Below are 4,120 nucleotides of genomic sequence, written 5' to 3'. Positions count from 1 at the left end.
TATAGCTATGATAGAAGTTATCTATACCAATATACTTTAACTAGAGATTATAAATTAATGAAGTTGAAAAGTCTGCAGACGAAGATAGATTTCGAGCTCTAGAATATCTTCACTATCAAAGTAACAAAGCTGTCAAAATTTTGTAAAGGCCACAGCACTCCTAGTTGCCGTATTCAGATCGATCGCTATAATATACAACTTCTAAACATGTCCGGTTGGAACAGTCGTTCCCCTGGTCACAACTCCCGACCAGGCGGGTAGCTACCCTTTTCCTCACAGTCGTCACTCGGCCTACTGGCCTCATCATCACTCCTCTTAAACTTATCCAGTAGTCAATTTATGTTGTTTTATTTGGAAGAGGCATATAAATTTTGCCTTTTTTTGCTTTCATAATCTCCTATCTATCATTTCTTAAACCACTCCCCTAAGTTCTCAATTTCTCAAAGAAATCTTTTAACAAAAGAGAACATTTTGTTTCTAATATTCCACCATAAACTTCAGGTATGTGGTTACAGAATTGAAATATTCTAGTGCCGTTTTCAACTCCTCCACCTTTGGGATTGTAAGCCCCGAAGTACAGACGTTTAATTTTTGCAAAAGAGATAGCTTGAGCGCACATCGGGCACGGCTCTAACGTTACGTACATTTCAGCTTCATAAAGCGTGGAAGTTGAAAATGCTTGTCTAATTGTTAACATTTCTGCATGTGCAGTTGGATCATTAGATATATTGTGTGCAGAGGAGATGATATTGTTTCCATTAACTATTACAGCGCCTATTGGCACTTCGCCATCTTTCTGAGCAAGTTTTGCTTGCTCTATGGCAAGTTCCATGTATTGGTACTTAAACATTAGGTGCTTGGGTAAATATAATTTTCTTTTCTTGGCTTTTCTATTTTTTCTAGGTTATAGAATTCACTAAGGACTATTGTCCTTTTTACAAGGCTATCTATTTCTCGCTTTAAATATTTTTTTATTTCTTCTACCGATTTTAGTTCGTTTATAGCTACAACTACTTCTTCCATTATATCCTCTATAATTTGATCCTCCTCTAATTTATATATTATTTGTTCTACATGCCTATTCAATTCCTCGAAGGTCGCAGATCCATATGTAATGCTATCTTTACTATTTCTTAGTAACATTTTTACCTCTCTATTAGAATAGAGTTTATTAAGTTCTATTAAACTCTATTGTCAATAGTTGCCTTAATAAATGATGTAAAGAGAGGATGAGGAGAAAATGGTCTTGATTGAAATTCTGGATGAAATTGCACACCAATAAACCATGAGTGATTTTTTAGCTCCACTGCCTCTATGCATGTTTTATCTTCTGATATACCACTGCATATCATTCCATTCTCTTCTAAGTTATTTTTATAATCTAAATTAACTATATATCTGTGTCTGTGTCTTTCTGAAATAGTGACACTACTATACACATTTGCCATTTTTGAATTTGGATTTACATTACACTTGTATGTTCCAAGTCTCATGGTTCCACCAAGATCAACGTTCTTACCATCAGCGAGCTTGATGATTGGGTGTTTGCAAGTATAAAATTCTTCAGAGTGTACATCTTCAAGCTTAATAACGTTACGAGCAAATTCAATCACTGCAAGCTGCATACCAAGACATATTCCTAAAAAAGGAATGTTATTTACACGGGCATAGTTTATTGCTAATATTTTACCTTCTATTCCATTATCACCAAATCCTCCTGGAACAAGGACTGAATTAGAGCTTTGTAATTTTTCTCTGATAAACTTTGCATCTATAGATTTTCCATTCTCTTCTCTTGAGTTGACCCAATTTATCTTCACTCTAGCTTTATTACTAATTGCACCATGGTTTAATGCTTCAATCAGTGATTTATATGCGTCAGGAAATTCAGTATATTTTCCTACTATGGAAACGATAACTTCTTGTGTTGGATGTTTCATAGAGTGTACTATTTGGTCCCATTCAGGTAAGCTTGGTTTTGGCTTACTTAAGTGAAAGTGATCCAAAATTTGTGTCCCGAGCCCACATTGATTATACAAGGACGGTAACTCGTATATATGGTTTACATCAGGAGCAGGTATTACGTTAGATAAAGAAACATTGCAAAGATTGGCTATCTTTTCTTTTTGATTATCGGAAATTTCTTTTTCACTGCGACATAATATAATATCTGGTTGTAACCCCGCAGAGTTTAACTCTCGAACTGAATGCTGTGTCGGTTTTGTCTTTAATTCTTGTGCTGCAGTGAGATATGGTATTAAAGTTAAGTGAATAAGGATAACTTTTTGCTTTCCTAGTTTATAATTAACTTGGCGTATAGCTTCCAAAAACGGTTGGCTTTCAATATCACCTACGGTTCCGCCTATTTCGCATATTACAAAATCTAAATCTTCTGTACCATTAAAAATGAAAGATTTGATTAAATCTGTCACATGAGGAATGATTTGCACAGTTTTGCCTAGATAATCACCACACCTTTCCTTCTTTAATAATTTATTATATACTTTACCAGTTGTTATATTGTCGTCCTTGGTTGCTTTAATTTTAGTAAAACGCTCGTAATGTCCAAGGTCTAAATCAGTTTCAGCACCATCCTCAGTAACAAATACTTCCCCGTGCTGAGCTGGGCTCATTGTTCCAGGATCAATGTTGAGATATGGGTCAAGCTTTCTGATGCGAACATTGAATCCATGAGCTTGAAGAAGTGCTCCCACACTTGAAGCAACTAAACCCTTACCAAGTGATGAAACAACTCCACCTGTAACAAAGATAAACTTGGTTTCTTTCATTAATTTTCAAATGGAACAGAAGTTGATTGGCCTTCTTGCTTCTTTTCTGATATAATCTTCTCTGCAATTGATTTTTTATGTACATCTTTTGAACATAATCCTGATAGTAACAGTGTATTTATAATGAACAGCCCAGCAACTATAGAAGTTATTCTACTGAGTGGATTTTCAGAAGACTTTACCGGAATTATTGAATTCATTCCCTGTTGTGAATTACTAAAGCCACTTAATGAACTACTTCCAGGTGGCTGCAGGAGCACTAAAATTACCAATACAACAACTAATATTATTTGAAGTACACTAAGTACTGTTACTGACATTATGAATAGAGCTAAAAATAAAGATTTTAGGAGCATAAGGATCATAAGTCAAGAATATCTTTACCCGAGTAACTTGACTACTGGAACCCAAGTATGTATTAAACCTTATTTAAATTATGAGCTATCAAATTTTAAAATACAAAGATTATGAACCAAAAATGGATGAAAGTTCTTTTATCGCAGATGGTGTGCGTATCATAGGTAACGTTGAAATAGGAAGGAATGCGAGTATCTGGTTTAATTGTGTGATCAGAGGAGATGTTGGATCAATCAAAATAGGCGATGGAACGAATATTCAAGATGGCACTGTAATTCATGTAGATAGAAACCCAGGTGGTGATACGATTATTGGTAGTATGGTGACGGTAGGACATTTTTGCGTATTACACGCATGCACGGTGCATGATAAAGCATTTATTGGTATGGGCTCTATCATAATGGATCATGCGATTGTGGAGTCTGGAGCTATGGTAGCTGCTGGCTCACTGGTGACACATGGAAAAGTGATAAAAAGTGGTGAAGTATGGGCTGGCAGGCCAGCACAATTCTTCAAAAAAATGTCAGATGAGGAAATAAAACATATTACACAATCTGCACAAAATTATATCATGCTGATGAAAGAATATAAGGCTATATGCTAGGTTGAGAAATCTTCAGCTCTGATGCACATTCTACGTTAACTACTTCAAAAGCTTCTTCAACTATAGAATGCTTATCAATATAAGCTTCTTCAACTCTAGGAATATGCTGATTAATAAAACTACCTCTGACTAGAATATCCTTTATTGGCCAGTTTGTTTCTGTTGGAGTACCTGATAATTTAGCTGCAAATTTTATCGGTGCTGACGTTAGAAAAAGAGATATAGTATTATTTGAATTAAGATAGAAGTTTACATGATCGATCTAGATATGGTGGAATATCTAATCAAAAGGTATGCTAATATTGACGCTAAAGACAATTGTGGTATGACTCCATTACATTTAGCTGCTGACGTTGGGGAATTGGGTATA

The 4,120-nt window shown here is 35.2% G+C and carries 6 protein-coding genes; 2 read left to right on the top strand and 4 right to left on the bottom strand.

Annotation, left to right across the window (positions count from 1 at the left end):
• Positions 1–424: 424 nt before the first annotated feature.
• Genes ACJ5GX_RS02650 through secG form a run of 4 tightly spaced genes read right to left on the bottom strand, consistent with a single transcriptional unit; the run spans position 425 to position 3,109 of the window.
• Positions 425–832, bottom strand: a complete 408-nt coding sequence (locus tag ACJ5GX_RS02650; RefSeq protein WP_010404879.1) for a nucleoside deaminase — start codon at positions 830–832, stop codon at positions 425–427.
• Positions 833–849: 17 nt separating this feature from the next.
• Positions 850–1,143 carry a hypothetical protein gene (locus ACJ5GX_RS02645; protein ID WP_007302591.1) on the bottom strand — a complete coding sequence of 98 codons (294 nt, stop codon included), beginning with the start codon at positions 1,141–1,143 and terminating at the stop codon, positions 850–852.
• A 38-nt stretch (positions 1,144–1,181) separates the two neighbouring features.
• Positions 1,182–2,789, bottom strand: a complete 1,608-nt coding sequence (pyrG, locus tag ACJ5GX_RS02640) for a CTP synthase (protein WP_052265041.1) — start codon at positions 2,787–2,789, stop codon at positions 1,182–1,184.
• Positions 2,789–3,109, bottom strand: a complete 321-nt coding sequence (gene secG / locus ACJ5GX_RS02635) for a preprotein translocase subunit SecG (RefSeq protein ID WP_007302593.1) — start codon at positions 3,107–3,109, stop codon at positions 2,789–2,791. The genes pyrG and secG overlap by 1 nt, the downstream gene beginning before the upstream one ends.
• A gap of 116 nt (positions 3,110–3,225) precedes the next feature.
• Between secG and ACJ5GX_RS02630 the strand changes: the two genes are divergently transcribed.
• Both ACJ5GX_RS02630 and ACJ5GX_RS02625 read left to right on the top strand, forming a co-directional pair.
• A complete protein-coding gene (locus ACJ5GX_RS02630; RefSeq protein WP_007302594.1) occupies positions 3,226–3,750 on the top strand; it encodes a gamma carbonic anhydrase family protein in 525 nt (174 codons plus the stop codon).
• A 253-nt stretch (positions 3,751–4,003) separates the two neighbouring features.
• On the top strand, positions 4,004–4,120 hold a 117-nt coding region (locus tag ACJ5GX_RS02625), incomplete at its 3' end, for an ankyrin repeat domain-containing protein (protein ID WP_495292673.1).

The sequence above is a fragment of the Wolbachia endosymbiont of Tuta absoluta genome (assembly GCF_059414725.1).
This window is presented reverse-complemented; position numbering and strand designations above follow the sequence as displayed.